General features: G+C 37.9%; 16 protein-coding genes and 5 pseudogenes. 11 read left to right on the top strand and 10 right to left on the bottom strand.

All coding sequences use genetic code 11. The features are described from left to right. Positions 1–15: 15 nt before the first annotated feature. The 4 genes and pseudogenes from C6N34_RS08840 to C6N34_RS08825 all read left to right on the top strand — a co-directional run bounded on the left by C6N34_RS08840 (position 16) and on the right by C6N34_RS08825 (position 3,159). Complete coding sequence (locus tag C6N34_RS08840; RefSeq protein ID WP_057178744.1) at positions 16–909, top strand: M48 family metallopeptidase; 894 nt, start codon at positions 16–18, stop codon at positions 907–909. Between the two features lie 264 nt (positions 910–1,173). Beyond that, a pseudogene (locus tag C6N34_RS08835) lies at positions 1,174–1,614 on the top strand (RNA-guided endonuclease InsQ/TnpB family protein); the annotation flags it as partial. 40 nt (positions 1,615–1,654) lie between these two features. Then, positions 1,655–2,800 carry a DUF262 domain-containing protein gene (locus C6N34_RS08830; RefSeq protein ID WP_057178743.1) on the top strand — a complete coding sequence of 382 codons (1,146 nt, stop codon included), beginning with the start codon at positions 1,655–1,657 and terminating at the stop codon, positions 2,798–2,800. Continuing rightward, positions 2,794–3,159 (top strand): AAA family ATPase, encoded by a 366-nt coding sequence (locus C6N34_RS08825; protein WP_115538565.1) that lies wholly within the window; start codon positions 2,794–2,796, stop codon positions 3,157–3,159. Before C6N34_RS08830 ends, C6N34_RS08825 begins: the two co-directional genes overlap by 7 nt. Positions 3,160–3,275: 116 nt before the next feature. Here the strand turns inward: C6N34_RS08825 and C6N34_RS08820 are convergent, their stop codons facing one another. The 3 genes from C6N34_RS08820 to C6N34_RS08810 are packed head-to-tail and all read right to left on the bottom strand — an operon-like array spanning position 3,276 to position 5,876. After that, on the bottom strand, positions 3,276–3,986 hold the full coding sequence (locus tag C6N34_RS08820; RefSeq protein ID WP_115538566.1) for a hypothetical protein: 711 nt from the start codon (positions 3,984–3,986) through the stop codon (positions 3,276–3,278). Positions 3,987–3,998: 12 nt separating this feature from the next. Next, positions 3,999–4,460, bottom strand: coding sequence for a hypothetical protein (locus C6N34_RS08815; RefSeq protein WP_115538567.1), 462 nt, complete (start codon positions 4,458–4,460; stop codon positions 3,999–4,001). Between the two features lie 3 nt (positions 4,461–4,463). Continuing rightward, entirely contained in the window at positions 4,464–5,876 is a 1,413-nt protein-coding gene (locus C6N34_RS08810; RefSeq protein ID WP_115538568.1) for a MotA/TolQ/ExbB proton channel family protein, read from the bottom strand. Positions 5,877–6,318: 442 nt separating this feature from the next. Here C6N34_RS08810 and C6N34_RS08805 point away from each other — a divergent pair. Further along, positions 6,319–6,423 (top strand): annotated as a pseudogene (locus tag C6N34_RS08805) (alpha/beta hydrolase); the annotation flags it as partial. A gap of 70 nt (positions 6,424–6,493) precedes the next feature. Here C6N34_RS08805 and C6N34_RS08800 read toward each other — a convergent pair. After that, entirely contained in the window at positions 6,494–7,195 is a 702-nt protein-coding gene (locus C6N34_RS08800) for an RNA-guided endonuclease InsQ/TnpB family protein (protein WP_329606442.1), read from the bottom strand. A gap of 300 nt (positions 7,196–7,495) precedes the next feature. Here C6N34_RS08800 and tnpA point away from each other — a divergent pair. Beyond that, positions 7,496–7,780 (top strand): annotated as a pseudogene (gene tnpA, locus C6N34_RS08795) (IS200/IS605 family transposase); the annotation flags it as partial. Positions 7,781–7,786: 6 nt separating this feature from the next. Here tnpA and C6N34_RS08790 read toward each other — a convergent pair. Then, complete coding sequence (locus C6N34_RS08790) at positions 7,787–7,990, bottom strand: type II toxin-antitoxin system HicB family antitoxin (protein WP_141302998.1); 204 nt, start codon at positions 7,988–7,990, stop codon at positions 7,787–7,789. Between the two features lie 117 nt (positions 7,991–8,107). On the opposite strand from C6N34_RS08790, the pseudogene C6N34_RS08785 reads away from it, so the two are divergent. Beyond that, positions 8,108–8,737: pseudogene (locus C6N34_RS08785) on the top strand (alpha/beta hydrolase). Positions 8,738–8,782: 45 nt separating this feature from the next. Here C6N34_RS08785 and C6N34_RS08780 read toward each other — a convergent pair. The 3 genes from C6N34_RS08780 to C6N34_RS08770 all read right to left on the bottom strand — a co-directional run bounded on the left by C6N34_RS08780 (position 8,783) and on the right by C6N34_RS08770 (position 11,859). Next, positions 8,783–9,001, bottom strand: a complete 219-nt coding sequence (locus tag C6N34_RS08780) for a hypothetical protein (RefSeq protein ID WP_141302994.1) — start codon at positions 8,999–9,001, stop codon at positions 8,783–8,785. 630 nt (positions 9,002–9,631) lie between these two features. Beyond that, on the bottom strand, positions 9,632–10,462 hold the full coding sequence (locus C6N34_RS08775) for a DUF3800 domain-containing protein (RefSeq protein WP_096543858.1): 831 nt from the start codon (positions 10,460–10,462) through the stop codon (positions 9,632–9,634). A 281-nt stretch (positions 10,463–10,743) separates the two neighbouring features. Then, positions 10,744–11,859 (bottom strand): putative CRISPR-associated protein, encoded by a 1,116-nt coding sequence (locus tag C6N34_RS08770; RefSeq protein WP_115539010.1) that lies wholly within the window; start codon positions 11,857–11,859, stop codon positions 10,744–10,746. A gap of 318 nt (positions 11,860–12,177) precedes the next feature. Between C6N34_RS08770 and C6N34_RS08765 the strand changes: the two genes are divergently transcribed. Next, entirely contained in the window at positions 12,178–12,351 is a 174-nt protein-coding gene (locus tag C6N34_RS08765; RefSeq protein WP_181884039.1) for a hypothetical protein, read from the top strand. A gap of 33 nt (positions 12,352–12,384) precedes the next feature. Then, positions 12,385–13,017: pseudogene (locus C6N34_RS08760) on the top strand (alpha/beta hydrolase). Between the two features lie 45 nt (positions 13,018–13,062). On the opposite strand, the gene C6N34_RS08755 reads toward C6N34_RS08760, so the two are convergent. Together C6N34_RS08755 and fabG are read right to left on the bottom strand one after the other, a co-directional pair. Beyond that, positions 13,063–13,281, bottom strand: coding sequence for a hypothetical protein (locus tag C6N34_RS08755; protein ID WP_141302994.1), 219 nt, complete (start codon positions 13,279–13,281; stop codon positions 13,063–13,065). 206 nt (positions 13,282–13,487) lie between these two features. Next, a complete protein-coding gene (fabG, locus tag C6N34_RS08750; protein ID WP_057178739.1) occupies positions 13,488–14,183 on the bottom strand; it encodes a 3-oxoacyl-ACP reductase FabG in 696 nt (231 codons plus the stop codon). A gap of 253 nt (positions 14,184–14,436) precedes the next feature. On the opposite strand from fabG, the gene C6N34_RS08745 reads away from it, so the two are divergent. Next, positions 14,437–16,092, top strand: a complete 1,656-nt coding sequence (locus C6N34_RS08745) for a Cas10/Cmr2 second palm domain-containing protein (RefSeq protein ID WP_057178738.1) — start codon at positions 14,437–14,439, stop codon at positions 16,090–16,092. After that, positions 16,077–17,093 carry a CRISPR-associated protein gene (locus tag C6N34_RS08740; protein ID WP_115539013.1) on the top strand — a complete coding sequence of 339 codons (1,017 nt, stop codon included), beginning with the start codon at positions 16,077–16,079 and terminating at the stop codon, positions 17,091–17,093. Before C6N34_RS08745 ends, C6N34_RS08740 begins: the two co-directional genes overlap by 16 nt. The last annotated feature ends 91 nt before the right edge of the window (positions 17,094–17,184 follow it).

Raw genomic sequence — 17,184 nt, 5'->3', positions numbered from 1 at the left:
TTTTCTTTTCTATCTATGTCTTTAGTTAAAACACCAGTACAAGCAATAGCAAAAAAACCACTTATTGGTTTAAAAGCAGACTCTTTCCGTCACCCTTTAGACTTGGAAGCAACAAAAACTCTTCGGCAAATTCCAGGAATAGATATTATGGTCAGAAATTTGCTTGGCCCAGTTGCTGAACAGGTATTTTATGCAGAAAATATAGCCTCCAGTATTTTGGTGAGCGAAAAACAACTACCTGATTTACATTATCTATTAATAGATGCTTGTAAGAATTTGGATATTGAGCTACCACAATTATATATCCGTCAGCATCCTAGTCCCAATGCTTATACTTTTGCCATGCGGGGTAAAAAACCTTTTATAGTATTACACACTTCCCTGGTTGATATGCTCACACCAGAGGAAATACAAGCCGTAATTGGTCACGAACTCGGACACCTTAAATGTGACCACAGTGTTTATCTAACACCAGCCAACCTGTTAATATTAGCCACTTCTATTTTACCCAACATTGGCGTTGTTTTAGCTCAGTCACTACAAAACCAGTTATTAGAATGGGTACGCTGTGCTGAATTCACTTGCGATCGCGCTGCATTATTAGCGACTCAAAATCCGAAAGTGGTAATGTCAGTATTAATGAAACTAGCTGGTGGTTCACCAACCCTAGCACCCCGATTAAATCTGGATGCTTTTGTTGCCCAAGCTCGTGCTTATGATGCAATAAGCAAAACTGAATTGGGTATGATGGTTAAAGATGCTCACACAGCTCAGTTAAGTCATCCTGTACCTGTTCTGCGGGCCAGGGAAATTGATCGATGGTCTAGCAGTGTTGAGTACCATAATCTCCTGGGAAATAAGGGTTTGGAAAATCGAGATCAAACCCAGGGTGGGTGGAGAAATTGGTAAATTGGAATTCTTTTTACCTAAAATGTCTGCTTGAAGGCTCTCGGTTTTACCGATGAGATGATATAATTATAATGTAACACATTGAGATGTCGGTTCAATGCGAGTCATAGAGTTTAAAATCAAAGCGACACAAAGGCAACAAGTAGCTATCCTGGAAGCTATTAGAACAGGGCAGTTTATTCGGAATAAATGCCTTAGACTTTAAAGAAAAAGGGGAGCAACAAGCGTCAAAAACAAAAGTCAAAAGTAGCCCGTCTTCATTTAAAAGTCTCCAGACAACGTAAAGATTTTGTTGTAAAGACAGCAAAAGCGTTAATCCAATCTAACGATTTGGTAGTTTATGAAGACTTGAAGGTTTTTAATATGGTGAAAAATAGAAAACTTGCTAAGTCTATTAATGACGCAAGTTGGTCAATGTTCACCGATTGGTTAGACTACTTTGGGAAAATACACGGGAAGTTTGTAATAGCGGTAAACCCACAATATACTAGCCAGCAATGTTCTATTTGTGGCAATATTGTTAAGAAAACGTTGTCTGTAAGAACACATATTTGTTCTTGTGGTTGTGTTTTGGATAGGGATGAAAACGCCGCTAAAAACATACTTCAAAAAGCAAATACTGTCGGGCGGACAGAAATTCAAGCCCTCGGACAGACTACCCACTGTCTATTAGGTGAAAGCCTCCTAGATAAGGTAACTGGATGAACAGGGAATCCCTCGCTTTTAGCGATGGGAGCGTCAATTTATGACAATTACTAAGGGTATTAACACTCAACAAATGGAACTGCCAATTAGGGAGATATATGATGACAGTGATGAAGATGTTGAAGAGGATGAGATTGAAAACCTAGAACCGTTTGATCCTACAAAAATTAGGATCAAGACTAAGATGATGTCAATAGATATATTGCTAAAAAGAATTCAGCATGACGAAATTGATTTAGCCCCTGATTTTCAACGTCATGCCGACATTTGGAATGACAAAAATAAGAGTCGTTTAATTGAATCTGTTTTAATTGGGATTCCACTTCCAGCATTTTATGTGGATGCAACTACTGATGATAAGTGGTTAGTGATAGATGGTATTCAAAGAATTAATACATTTAAAAAATTCATTCTTGACCAGGAACTGAGATTAACTGATTTACAATTTCTGAGGGATTTAGAACACAAAAAATATGATGAATTGTCTCGTCATCACCAAAGAAGGATAGAAGAAACAGAGTTAATAGTCTGCTTAGTTGAGTCCGGAACTCCCCCGGAAGTAAAATATAATATTTTTCAAAGAATTAATACTGGTGGTGTATCACTGAATAACCAGGAGCTGCGTCAAGCTATGTACCCTGGAAAGTCCTTGAGGATTCTGAAGGAGTTTTCAGAATTAGCAGAGTTTAAGAAGTTGATAAACATCAGTGAAAAAAGAAGGAAAAGAATGGACGATCATGAATATATTATAGGTTTTATTGCATTTTGGTTGATAGATTATCATGATTATACTCAAGGAAGAAATGAGTTTTTAAATAGTGCCATGTCGAAGTTAAATAATTTAGAGGATACTAGGCTCAAGGATATGAAACGAGACTTCATTAAATCCATGAGAGCAGCAGATAGCATTTTTAGCAGTAACGCTTTCCGTAAACCTCCCAAAAATGGCAAAACAAGGTTCCCTGTTAATAAATCTCTGTTTGAAGCATGGTCAGTTATTTTGAGTAGGTTAACACCGGGGCAAATTGATAAATTGATAAATTATAAAGACTTGTTAAATAAAACATTTATGAAAAAAATTGAAACAGATGCCAACTTTGAGAAATCCATTTCTCAAGCCAGTGATCAGGTTATATATAGGTTTGAGCAAATTAACCAAATAGTTCGGGAGATTTTATCATGTTAAATAGCTTAAACTTAGAAAATTTTAAGCCATTTGAAAATCAATCTTTTGTCCTGAGACCACTAACATTACTTTCTGGATTAAACAGCACCGGTAAATCCTCTTTGCTTCAATCCTTGTTATTACTGCGCCAATCATATCAACAGAACCTGCTAAACCGTGACGGATTGGCATTAAATGGCGAGTTGGTTTCCATAGGTACAGCAAGAGATGCTCTTTTTAACCGTGCAGAGCAAGAGTTAATCACTTTTACTATCAATAATAACGATAAGAAAGCCCGTTGGGTTTTTGATTCCCGAATTGGGGAAACCGATCTTCTGAAAATGTGCGTATTAGAATCAGAGATTGATGAAGAAATTTAAGGGTACTCATGCTTTACCACTATATTGGGAAACATTAAATCATGTAGGAAATAGTAACTTATCCCTTGAGAAGATGCTATTTATCACTTGATAGAAATTGGTTTTCGTAGGGGAGGCTACTGAATACCGATACTTCTACCCGATGATCCAAGAATAATAAATTGCTCTAGTTTTTGAGGCTCCCAACCGACATTAAATCCCTTTTTCCAAGCGATTTCTCTCGCCTTTCTGTAAGTAGAAAAACTATCTGGTTTGACAATAAAAGCGATATAATCTTTTTCGGGATCGAGGCGACTTATAATTTCCTTAAACTGAGAATCAGCTTCTGATAACTGCTCGTTAGATGTTCCTATATTTTTGTTAAGTTTTTGGTACTGCCATGAAAATGATTCAATATCTACTAATTGAACTTGATAAGATTCTGTTTGCGGTCTAAATTCCCTAAATCTGCTGACTTTTTCATCAAGACAGCTTTTATATTGGCGCAGTTCTTCTATGTATACCGTTAATTGATCCAGTCCGTAGGAATAAGACTCTATAGGTTCTGTACAGGTAGGTAAGGTTTTAACAAAATCCTTAATTTGTCGAGAAATCTCCTCGGTATCTAGATAACTAACGTGGTTATCTACCACCTCAAAAAGATGAGGACTTTTTTCGGTTTGAGAGACTAGAGGAGTTCGGATCGTGGTTCCTGACTGCACGGCTACCAGAGTTATAAATAAACTGACAAACATGAGAACACCTACCGTATTGGTCATGATGTCAAGGAACGAATCTAGATTACCTGCAGATAAACTTGAATGATTGTACTTTCTTAGTTTTCTCATTTATTTGTCCAGTCAGTTTTTTATTTCTGATTTTATATTTAACTTCCAATCTTTATCCAAAGGCTCATAACCAATATCTATTCCCCTACCCTCAATCAAACTTCTGACTCTTCTAAAGGTATCGATGCCGTCGGATCTGACCACGACGATTAGATATTCTTGACCGGGATCGATTTTCTTTAGTAATATTCCGAGTGGTGAGAACTGACTTTCTAAACCAGAGGAAGGTACCAAAACTTGGTCGGGATGCAAAATTACACCATCGGCTTTACACTCGATATAACGGGGCTGTTTTGATCGATTTAAACCATTATCACTCTTAGCTACAATTGTTACTTGCTTTTGGCTGCCGATAATCTCGGAAGTAAGCACTATAATTAAGAGAATAAGACTGCCAATCGTACAGGCTAGAATCGATAAAAATGGAAATAAATCTATCTGTATAGACTGTCGGCTACGGATCGCTCTAGGCATAATTTAAGTTCTTTGATCTTCTTGTTCTAAAAGTAGAATCCGGCGCGGCTTATTCAGTTGGTCTAACGTTGGTCTTAACCGCTCCAAGCTAGTCTGAATTTCCCCTAAAACTCCTTCCAAAACGGCTTTTTCTTTGAGATTACGGAGATTATTGTCTAAACTACGCTGCAAATTATCAATCTCACTGATTTGGGTCGCGTATTTCTCTAAACTGCTTATTCTTTGTTCTAAGGCTTGCGCCGCTGCCTCCAGTTTATAACCAACTACTAGAGCTTGTTCTCTAAATCCATCGGACACAGCTAGATGATTTCGATGAATCTCCTGGACAGTTGTTTGAATCTGATTTACTAGCCCTTGCTGTAGTTTTATCTGGTCACCAAGAAAGGTCGAAAAATCCTGACTTTCTCTAGTTACCCTCTCCCTTACAGTTTGAATTTCTTGAACTGTTTGAGTAATGGCTTCTTGTATGCTGTGTACTTCTTGAGTGAACCCTTTTGCTAATGCTACCGCCGCTTGTTCTGCATAATGTTTGGCTGGTTCGATTAAAGTTTCAGGAGCAAGGAAGTTTTGTTGAACAGCTTTTATTACTGCTTGTTCGACCATTTCTTCGCTAATGGTCTCGCTCCCTTTACTTGTATCTTTTAATCGTGGTAATACCTTATCGTTGATGTAGATATCGATCGCCAGTAGCAGACGGGATTCTAAACGTTCGACCATCACTAAGGGCAACATCACCAATACGCTCATAAATAAAGCCAAAAGAGTAGTATCAAATGCAATCGCTAATCCTTGTGTCACAGTACCGATACCCTGTTTAATTTGGTCGATATCGCCGGCATTTTCCAGAAACCCTGTAAATCCCCCCACGGAAGCACTAATACCGAACACCGTGCCGATAAATCCCAATAGGGGAATTGCCCAAACTAAAATCTTCGGAATGGTATAGGAAGACTCGGAGGCACTATGGTAAAAAGCGGAATCTTCCAAAGAAAATTCGTTAGCAATTTGACGATTACCAGAGTTAATATACACGGCTAGTAGCCGACTACAACGACGGGCTAATACATTCTTCTCTTGAGCTAGATTCTGTTGAAGATTGATGACCTGATCGCTAGTTGGATCGTCAAGGGATATGTCAGATGGAATTAGTTCTTCCCCCAAAGTTCGCGATTGTTTTTGAAGCTTAAAAAATTTTAGCAGGGTTAAAGCCGCTACAATTCCGGCAAAGGCAATCGTGAGAATTTGAGTGAATCCCCTCTCATACAATAAAATCCCAATAAAAGTATTTTTGATCGGAAATAGCAGACCGTAGATGGCTAGGGTGATTACTAAGCCAATCCCAGAAACCACGAGAAAACTGACGTCTAATTCCCTTCGATCTGATTTGAGTGAGTTTAAAATAAATTTGGCTTTCATAACCAAGATTGAACAGATTGATAGATTTTCATCGGGCTAGTCTCCAATTTTACAGCAATTCTAAATTTGAGGTTTCATGACATAAAAATCTCTGGTTTTTACACAGGGATTTCATTCCTTTAAACTAGATAGTACAAGAGGAAACCACAAGAATGAATAAATTTTCATATTTTGAAATGGAGTGCAACTTCCAGTTATAGTAAACAATGAAACAGTAATTAATTAGAATATCCGATTGCATCTACCTTTAGATAGATTTTTAAGCTCAAGCATACAATAATCCTCATCAATGAATAATGTCAACATTTGAACTATTCTCTCAGTGTTTATATTCAAATTATTCTCAAATAGCCTACTTAGTAATATTTCCATAATATAGTAAAATGAATACATAATGGGTACTATCTCTGTTACAATAGCATTATGAACACTTTAGGAAACATATGATCTACGAGATGACAAAATGTATGAAGGACTAGTAGCAAGCCGTCAATTATTAATAGACTGGTTACAATCCCTACCAACCACCACAGGAATTCCCCCTTCTCCTCCTACCGGAGGCGATCGCTCACATTGCTAAAACCTAAAAGAGAGTTTTTGCAAATTAAGAGGTTGGATTAAGCTTCTCCGGTCTGAAGACACGGAGATTTCTGAAGAGTCCATAAACGAACTTTCTGAGGCTGGCTTAAACAGCCTCTACTGATTCCGCTAAGATCAATTCCTAGCATCACCGCTACTTTTTTCAAAATATTAGCAGCACCATTACAGTCCGCATTAATTTTGAACCCATCAGAAGTTTCATATACTCCACGACTAACTCGTTTCCCGCTTGCTTCCCACCCTTCGGGTTTTTCACCGAATTTAGGTATATTGTCGCAATCAAAAAACGATGATTGAGAAGTGTATGATTCTTCTGTTTCAATAAAATCTATTCCGTATTGTTTACATAATTGAGCAATACGGTCTTTTAATCTTGCTGTGGGAATTTGGACAAACTTCTGATTGTTTTTAGACCCCAAATCAATACTATCTTTTTGTCCTTTATTCCATCCAAAAACAATAGCACCAATCTTATTTTCAATACAGTGGTTAACGACTATTCTTGCAGCTTTGTTAACTGCATCACGCATTTGTCGGTTTCTTTTTTCAGTAATAGCAGCTAATCTATTAGACCAAAAACCTTGCGGTTTATCACTTTTAAGTTTAGCTACTGATTTGTTGTACCACTGATTTAAACTTTTTAAATGAAGTCCATCAACAATAAATGATGTTCCCAGATTAGAAACACAAGTTAACCAGTTATTTAACCCGTGGTCAATCCCTAAAACATTATTTCTATCAACATCAGATTTTATTTCATCTACAGTAATTAGGTAATTTTGGTTTTTGGGAAACTTCGCCCTTTTTTGCAGCTTTTACTAGCTCAATGTACGATTTAAAGGATTCAGCTACACTCAGAAGTGTTGAATGTTAAGATTTTGAGGATTGTGTCCAAGTTGTGCATTGGTATTGGTGATACCAAATTTGATCAATTAATGACTCTATTCTCAATAGACAATGGATTTTACCTGGGTAAAACGCAAAGATTGTAAATTTTTATTGCAGGATTCAACACTTGTGCTCCAGACCATGTTCATTTATTTGTAGAACATCAACCAGATGTTGCTATAAATCAAGTGGTTAAAGCTTTTAAAGGACGGTCATCTTGCTTGTTAAGACGAAAATTTCCTGAATTACTTAAACTTCCTAGCCTATGGACTAATAGTTATTTTTATTCCACTGCTGGACAGGTTTCAGCAGATGTTATTAAAAGGTATATTATCCGCATCACGGTTAAATATCAATCAGTTCAAAGCCATACTTGCGTAATATGCGCTCAACCTCGTCAGCATTCATTCTCTTGAGCCGAGTCATCCGACTATAACCTCGCAGATTAATGCTCCAGGTAAAAGTTCAATGTTATCAGGCTGCAAATAAAGCTCAATGGCTTCCCGTATATTGTTAAGAGCCTCCTCTTGTGTGATACCAGCAGATGTGCATCCAGGCAACTCTGGACACCAAATTCCCCATTCCCTGGTCTCTGGATCGGGTTCAAGTATGACTCGCCACTTCATAGTTTTAGACATCCATAGAACTATCCTAAAATTATAGCAGAACAGACAAAAAAAAGTCTTGCTATGGGAGACAAAACTACGTAAAATTAATAACAGTTAATTTTTCTGATTGTCTATATGACCTTAGATGTTATTAAAATTTCCGCCCAAACCACAAAAACTCCACTGGGACTAATTGTCACCTTACACGGTTGGGGTGCCAATGCTGAGGACGTAGCATCCTTATTACCCCATGTCAACCTACCTGAGTATGAATTTTTGCTTCCTAATGCCCCCTATCCCTATCCCTATAGCGATAATGGTAGAGCATGGTATGATCTACGAGACGACAAAATGTATGAAGGACTAGTAGTAAGCCGTCAATTGTTAATAGACTGGTTGCAATCCCTACCAACCACCACAGGAATTCCCCTGTCTAAAACTATTTTGACCGGATTTTCCCAGGGTGGCGCCATGACCTTAGATGTGGGTCTCAACTTACCCTTAGCCGGTTTAGCAGTCATGAGTGGCTATTTACATCCTCAAGTCTCCACTATGGAAAAACGCCAGTTCCCCCAACTCTGATTATGCACGGAACCCAAGACCAGATTGTTCCCCTCTCAGCTGCAATTAAAAGCCAACAGGTTGCACAATCCTTGGGAGTTCCTGTTGAGTACCATCACTTTGATGCGGGACATGAAGTTAATTTGGCTATGTTGAAAGTATTGAAATTTTGTTATTAAACTAACCAATCCGGAGAAAGGATAGTTCAACAAAATGTTTTTGGCTGTGCGATCGCTATTTCTAGAGGAATTAAAGCCCAATTTCCACATTTTCTAGGATACCCAGGGCGTGGGGAATTAAAACTACAGCGGATTGCTGAGCAGGTTTAAACAAGAATTGATATATCCAAGGTTGTTGTTTTTCTCGGAAGTTTTGACTGGAACTTCCAAGATTTAATAATGGAAAAATACTATCTTGATCAAGAGAATAAATCATTTTTCCTAGCCATTGTGCTTCTTGCTTCAACATAACTTAGCGTTGTATATTTGCGCGATGAATCAACTAAATGTGGATACTAATTTTACTTCAAGTAGTAAAGAATAACAATCATTAGGTCGGGCATCTAAATATGTGTTAAGAAATGCGATCGCTTGGATTAGATACTCCACTCAACATTGCTTCGAGAGGATTGGGGGGTTTTTAAAAAATATCCCCAAACCATGCGATCGCTCCCCTTAAATATTGCCATAAACGGGAATAGTAGCACCCCGGATATCCCCACCACGGGAGATTGCAAGGCACTCCCTACGGGAGATCGGCGGTTTTGTGTGCAGTTTGAGTCAACCCACGCCTGGAGACTGTCTGTGGGGGAGACAGGGAATTTATTCCCTGTCTCAAAGCTCAAGTCAGTTTTCAACTGACTGGTTTTGCCGTGGGTGGATGGAATTGAACACACAACATGTGTTTTACTAGTTATGTTACAATGTGAAATTGTCTTAAATTAAAAGAGCGATTGCGAAGCACTCGCACTAGGGAGATCGCATTTGGAGATTATCCCCCAGTTCCTTTACCAATTGGTCTAAAAATGATATACTATAATGAACCAGGGACAAAATTCGGCTTCATGCCGTGTGATTGTCAAGCAAAGCCTTAACAATCCTATATCCCTGGTATTTTTGTGGCTGTTAGAGGGTTTTTACGAGTATAGTACACGCCGTACCTAGCAAATTTTGTGTCATCAATATCATGCACGAGTGCAAATTTTGACCAAAGAAACTCAACATATCTACCCTCACCTCTCTCATATAGGCGTTGTAAAGCCCACAGAAAGTAATCTACCGCTTGTAAACTTGGAGAATTGGGAGGTATATTAGCAGTTATATTAATAGTTGCTGTACTGGTAATACCCCATTGTTCAGCGAATTTTGCTCTAGCTGATTCTAAAGCAACTTTGAAGGCTTCGGTTCTATCAGAAGTACCTCGTCTAGCAAAGCAAATATTATATTCATCATCCTTGTGTAAACGATTCTTAAATAAACGCCGCGTCAAATAATCGTATAATTCATTTTGTTGATAACGATAACCAGGGTCATTTTGATTACGTTGTCTAACATACTCAAGTAACTTATCTTTACTTCTCACCACAGCAAAAAATTTGAGTTCATGTCGCTGCAACAAATTAAAAACTTCTCTTCTCACTTCAGGAATATCGTCTTTAGCATGAAAATATAAAGCAGTTTTTTTATTTTCAGGTTGCATTGAAGGAACTTTCTTAAAATATGGATCAGCTAATAAATTAGCTCTTAAATTTTCCAAATCTTGAGATAAAGATTCAGTATTAGCAACGTCTAATAGACCAAGTATAAAAAAATGAGAACATCCATCTGATCCAATTAAAATCTTACCTTTACCATTAAAAATTACAGGATCTCCTGCTTCATCCACAAAATAATGACGCACCGAAGATATTTTTTCAGTTAATTCACTCATTTATCACCATTCAAAACTGACTTAGATTTAATATATCTTGAATTTCTGCCATAATCTCAGCAACATACCTATCCTTTTCTAATATGAATGGGATGAAAAAATGTTAGATAAGTTCCGTTATCTTCCAGCTTGTATGTGTCAATAAATCAGTTATGTTCATTGGATGGAAGATATTATGAGATGTTGACATTTTCACCTTTGATAGAGGTACTATATCTAACTATATAAAGTTTTGCAACGACATTCAACATTTCTGTTTCTAATTAATTGTGTTAAGTTGCTTATTCTCTCACAAATTCCATCCTGAGAAAGGGATAATGGGCGCGTTTATTTTTAGAGTTAACTTCTACTTTATGAGCGTAATTTGAACCCACTTTATCCTCACGAATTGCCCGCCAGACTAATAATCGCCAACGATCTTTAGAAACTAGATAGCGATCAGTTGTTCGCCCTGGTTTTAGCCAGCGTAAACCATCGCCAACATTGATATGTTCTGCTTGTTGAATAGTTTCATCATAATGAGTAGCAACCCTTTCTAAATAACGGAAGGGATCACAGTTATCTAATTGGGATAAATCATCGAAACAATCATTGATCGCTTTTCTGGATAAAAAAGGTACTAAAACCCCTGGAGAACGAATCTCATCAAGAAATAAAAAACCCACCGCAGAAAGGGTTATTTCGTTGTTGACTAATTCCGTCAAAGGTTCTAAGAATTTTCTTTCTTGCCTGGAAATTTTTTCCTCCCATTTTTGGAGGGAAATGCTGCTTTCTCGTTCGATTTCCTCAAATAATTCTTTGTAGATTTCAAATTGCGATCGCTTGAATTCTACGGGTAAAGGTGGCAATTCTAGGAGAGTAGTGGACTGCTCAAAAATATAATCGCACTTTACCCCTTTTAACATCCCCAGTAGCACGGTATAAGGAACTAAAGCTTTATAACCACCAGTAGGATTAAGGATAATATTTTCCGAACCATATTGATAAATTTCTCGAATAATATGGCGAACAAATTCCACTACCCCCTGACTGCGAAAAAGGTCAGCATTATTAACTTGTAATCCCGTCACCTGGTGAACTTTAGTAACAATACTAGTCCAATAATATTTAAGATATTTCTCGATAGCGCTGGCGCAGCAGTAACCATCTTCGGTCTGGGAAGCCAGGAGAATAATTCTATATCCATTATCGATGCCAATTCTAACTAGGGAGTGAATTTCTGCTGATAAATCCCTAAGATTTGCTTCTATTGGTTCCTTATCTCTAAAGGTGAGAAATATATTTTCGGCGGCGATTTCTCGGCTTTCTTGTTGATTAACCCAATTCAGGAGATCTCCCGGTTTTCCGATCGCTTTTGCCGCACTGGTTCCTACGGAACATATTACTGTCTTAACCATAGTTTTTGCTTTTGCAAGTGTTCACGCATCATTGTAGCATTTTTATCGTTTTTTTTGTTACAACTTACAAAAGTTAACAATACTATAGAGGATGGTTTCTGGTGGGAGATTGCAAGGCGCTCCCTACGGGAGATCGGCGGTAAAGCATTACCACTATATTGGGAAACATTAAATCATGTAGTAACTTATCCCTTAAGTAGAAAAACTATCTGGTTTGACAATAAAAGCGATATAATATTCTTCGGGATCGAGGCGACTTATAATTTCCTTTAGATAAATTTTTAAGACCAAGCATGCAATAATCCCAATCAATGAATAATGTTAACATCTGAACTATTCTCTCAGTGTTTATATTCAGATTATCCTCAAAGAGCCTACTTTGATGTGCACGGTTATCCCACATATGGCGGATTTCCCATTCCAGAAAATGAAGTTCCCGCTCAAATTCTCCCTCAAGAAAAAAGTGTTGCTATGGGAGACAAAACTAAGTAAAATTAATAACAGTTAATTTTTCTGATTGTCTATATGACCTTAGATGTTATTAAAATTTCCGCCCAAACCACAAAAACTCCACTGGGACTAATTGTCACCTTACACGGTTGGGGTGCCAATGCTGAGGACGTAGCATCCTTATTACCCCATGTCAACCTACCTGAGTATGAATTTTTGCTTCCTAATGCCCCCTATCCCTATCCCTATAGCGATAATGGTAGAGCATGGTATGATCTACGAGACGACAAAATGTATTAAGGACTAGTAGTAAGCCGTCAATTGTTAATAGACTGGTTGCAATCCCTACCAACCACCACAGGAATTCCCCTGTCTAAAACTATTTTGACCGGATTTTCCCAGGGTGGCGCCATGACCTTAGATGTGGGTCTCAACTTACCCTTAGCCGGTTTAGCAGTCATGAGTGGCTATTTACATCCTCAAGTCTCCACTATGGAAAAACGCCAGTTCCCCCCAACTCTGATTATGCACGGAACCCAAGACCAGATTGTTCCCCTCTCAGCTGCAATTAAAAGCCAACAGGTTGCACAATCCTTGGGAGTTCCTGTTGAGTACCATCACTTTGATGCGGGACATGAAGTTAATTTGGCTATGTTGAAAGTATTGAGAAATTTTGTTATTAAACTAACCAATCCGGAGAAAGGATAGTTCAACAAAATGTTTTTGGCTGTGCGATCGCTATTTCTAGAGGAATTAAAGCCCAATTTCCACATTTTCTAGGATACCCAGGGCGTGGGGAATTAAAACTACAGCGGATTGCTGAGCAGGTTTAAACAAGAATTGATATATCCAAGGTTGTTGTTTTTCTCGGAAGTTTTGACTGGAACTTCCAAGATTTAATAATGGAAAAATACTATCTTGATCAAGAGAATAAATCATTTTTCCTAGCCATTGTGCTTCTTGCTTCAACATAACTTAGCGTTGTATATTTGCGCGATGAATCAACTAAATATGGATACTAATTTTACTTCAAGTAGTAAAGAATAACAATGATTAGGTCGGGCATCTAAATATGTGTTAAGAAATGCGATCGCCTGGATTAGATACTCCACTCAACATTGCTTCGAGAGGATTGGGGGGTTTTTAAAAAATATCCCCAAACCATGCGATCGCTCCCCTTAAATATTGCCATAAACGGGAATAGTAGCACCCCGGATATCCCCAGCAGCTTCCGAAGCCAAAAAACAAATTACCTGGCCAATGGATTCGGGTTTGACCCATTCGCCAGCTTTTTCCACACCCATTGCCTCCCTATTAGTGGGTGTATCAATAACACTGGGTAAAACCGTATTTGCGGTGATATTAGTGCCCCTAGTTTCATCAGCTATAGCCTTAGTTAGAGCTATCACAGCGGCTTTAGATGCAGAATAAGCTGCTAGATTGGCAGCAGGCTCTAAACCAGCACGAGAACTAACAGTAACAATGCGCCCATAACCATTCTCTAGCATTCTTTTTAAACTATATTTGCAGGTTAAGAAAGTTGTGTAAACATTTAATTCAAATTGATGTTTCCAATCGTCAAAACTGCATTCATGGGTTTTGCCATAGTAAAAACCACCGACTAAATGAATTAAGACGTCGACTTTGGTCATGCTATTAACCAGTTCTTCCACGGAAGAATCGCTTTCAAGATTTACGGGAATAAATTGAATCCTGGCCATATCCGCAGGGGGTAAGATTGTTTTTAATCTTTCGACATAAGTAAGATTGCGGTACGGAATGGTGAGATATGCACCTTGAGCCAAAATCGTGGGTGTGACCCCTAAGCCCAGTCCACCTGTTCCACCTGTTAGTAAAACTTGTTTCCCTTTCATGGAAAATTTGCCCCTCCGAGTTTGTTTTAAGGTTTGTAAAAGCCTTTTCTATAACAATAAGGCTAGGTTATCATTGTTGATTAGACTTGGTATGTGGACATCATAACCCATTTCAAGGCTGGGATCTATAGGTATTAAGAAATGCGATCGCATTTCTTTCCAAGTTTTAAATATCTACCTTAAGATAGATGCGGGGAAAGATTGTAATCACCTAAAGTGTCTTTGTTTACATTTGTTGAGGCTGTAAAAAAGAATGGATGACGAAGAAAAATACATATATACTGCTGTCACCTTTGCACCTGTACAAGGATTTATAGAAAAGTCTCGGAAGTTACGAGACTTATATGGTGCATCACAAATTCTTTCGTACCTAAGTAGACATATAATTGATACTGCTGAGCGGGAGATATCTACTATCAAAGTGATTTCACCTGGATCTCCTAATATAGAAAGAGGAATTCCTAATCGAATTCTTTTTAAAGGCGATTTCCCAGAAGATAAAGCAAGAGAGTCAATTTTACAAACTTGGAAAAAAGTTCTTAACTGTTGTAAGGAATGGTTGACCAGTAATCTGCGACATTTAGAACCTTATTATTGGGATGATGAATGGAATCATTGGGCCAATCATACTTGGGAAATCTTTTGGGCTCAGGCAGATTCTCCTATATCCGTAATGAAAGAACTAGAAACCAAAAAACTGTGTCGTGATTGGACTGCAATAAATTGGGTTGGAGAAAGTTCTAGTCTAAGTGGTAGTGATGCAATCGCTTTCCCAGGATTAGGTGGAACAGGGCGTAATCCAAAACATACCAACTATAAAGAAGAAAATAAACAAATTAAAACATTCTATACGGATCTGGCAAAAATAACTGAAGAGCCAACGTCATCAGAAATTCAAGGTAAATTTATTGACCCTAGAGAAAAGTTGAGTATTCCTGAACTGACTAAACGTTTAGTTACGTATCCCAGTATTGCAGAAGAATTGGGCATGTCGGTGGTAGAAAGATTTACAGAAATCCAGCGTCAATCGAATTTTAATGGTAAAACAGAGTATCTGTGGACAGGATGGTTCATGGGAGATGGAGATAACGTTGGTGAGCATCTGAAAAATATTGCAGAAGATGAAGGAGATGTGGGTTTAAGTAGATTTAGTAGAGCAATGCTAAAGTGGGGGGAGGATTTTTATGAAGACTTTAACAGATATCCCAATCCGAATATTCAAGGGAGAGTTATTTATGCGGGTGGCGATGATTTCCTAGGGGTAATTTATGGTAGACAAACTGAAAAAAAGACTTCAGACAGTAAACAGACGGACAAAAAGATAGGGTTGGAAGTTTATGAATGGTTAATGACTTTGAATGACCGATGGAATGAGCATAAACAAAAGATAACTTTAAGTGTTGGTTTTGTCTGGGCAGCAGGGGGTGTACCTCAGCGAGATGTGTTACAGCATTGTCGAGAAACACAGAAGATAGCAAAATCTTCTGGTAAGGACAGAGTGACTATTCGAGTTGTGTTTAATAGTGGACAATATGTACAATGGACTTGTCCGTGGAATTATCTATATGTTTTAAAACGATACCGGGACAGGGATGGTAAAACTTACCCAAAATGGGAATGTAGAGGTAGGAAGGATAACTGTAAACCAAATTGGAATCATATTTATAGTGATCTTGCTGAACTCAAAGCCCGTCATGCCATTGATTTACATAAATCGAGTCAAGATCGTAGTAAATATCTATTAGGAATGTCCTTGTTTGATATTTATTTTGAGGACGAAAGACATCTACAGACAGAATCCGCAACAATTCTTTATGGTGAAAGAAACACACTTGTGAAAGATATAGATATGATTATTTGGATCAACGATCTAATTAATGTAGGGTGGCAAATATGTACAAATATCTAATTATTATTAACCCTTTAGGATTTTTATATGGCAGTGCGGGAGCATTCTTATCATCAGAAAATCTGATAGGACGTTCTGGTTCAAAGTTTCCTCCAGACGCTTATACCTTGTCTGGCTTGTTCTTTGCAGCCAATAAGACTAACCCATTTATTGAGCATGAAGAACTCAAGAAATTACATCTGGCCGGACCTTTTTGGTCAAAACCAGACCAACCACACCGCTTCTACATCCCCATTCCTTGGACAAAAATTATCAATCAAAAAAGCAATAAGTCAGATGAGTGGGAAATAAAAAATGACAAGTGGTATCGTGATCAAAAATCTTTGGAGCCTGATTGTAAATGGCATGATATTCATTATTGGCGGTATAATCGTGTTAAAGACATTATGAATCAGAGCAAAGGAGATCCATGGAGATACGTATCTATACTACATCCCAGGTTACTTAAAAATGAGCGTTGTGTTGAAGAAAGCGGATTATTTCTAGAAAATGCTATACAAAATGATCAAGAATTTTGCTTAGTTTATTTATCAACTCACGAAATACCGAAGGGGTGGTACTGTTTTGGAGGTGAGGGTCATTTGGTGGAAATTGAATCACAGGATTTGTCAAATCACGTGATATTAGGTCTGTTAAAAGAAAAAATTCAGCGTAGTTTTGCCCTGATCACACCGGGAGTCTGGGGTTCAAATCGGTTTTCACGTCGCTACCCAGACCCAAATCAGACAACTTTTCCTAAACCTAGCCATATTTTGACGGATAGACCTTCACCTTACCGTTATCGAGTGGGAGATAATAAAGGGGGAGGAAGATTAGGAAGAGGACGTTACGCAGTTCCAGCAGGGAGTGTTTATGTATTTGAAGAGCCTTTAAATAAATCTTGGTGGGGGGACGAAAATGAAGCAGGGTTTCCTAATGAATGGTTCCCCACTGAGGGCTTTTCTCTTAAACAATTAGGATGTGGTTTATGTTTACCAATCAAAATTAAGGGTGTTGAATAATACTAGAGTTGAAAAAAACTAGTTTTCATTGATTCAACAGATTATGCTATTTCATTCGTGTGGACAAGTAGTAAATAATAAAATTAGGAGA

Source organism: Cylindrospermopsis raciborskii Cr2010, assembly GCF_003367075.2.
Classification (GTDB): Bacteria; Cyanobacteriota; Cyanobacteriia; order Cyanobacteriales; family Nostocaceae; genus Raphidiopsis; species Raphidiopsis raciborskii.
This window is presented reverse-complemented; position numbering and strand designations above follow the sequence as displayed.